Raw genomic sequence first — 394 nt, forward strand, 5'->3', positions numbered from 1 at the left:
GGTCTTGAGCGTGGTCACGAAATGTCCGACACCAAGACCGGTCTTCTTCTCCGGGGAGATCGATTCGATCACCTCGGTGACATTGATCCGGGTCCCGGGTCGGAGTTCGGTGAAGTATTCCTGCTCGGAATCTGTTGCCACCACGGAGGTGAAGCCCGCATCGGCGAGAACGCCGAGCAGCTGGGTGGCAGTATCCGAGGCCGCGCCTCCGGTAATCGTTGCCCCGTAACCCCGCATCGTCCATGCCTGAACCATGGTCGCAGGGGCGATGATTCCGGCACGTCCGGTGTCGCGAGCGGCCGCGTCATCGAGGTAGATCGGGTTGGTGTCGCCCATCGCCTCCACCCAATGACGGATCATGGGCACGTTCACCGGGTCCTGCGACACCGACGGC

General features: G+C 63.2%; 1 protein-coding gene. It reads right to left on the reverse strand.

Translation table 11 applies throughout. The annotated features are described in order from the left end of the window. A partial coding sequence (locus IO33_RS0142090; protein ID WP_342448406.1) for an FAS1-like dehydratase domain-containing protein occupies nucleotides 1-372 on the reverse strand: 372 nt, incomplete at its 3' end. Nucleotides 373-394 lie beyond the last annotated feature (22 nt).

The sequence above is a fragment of the Streptomyces durhamensis genome, from assembly GCF_000725475.1.
In the GTDB taxonomy this organism is placed as follows: Bacteria; Actinomycetota; Actinomycetes; order Streptomycetales; family Streptomycetaceae; genus Streptomyces; species Streptomyces filipinensis.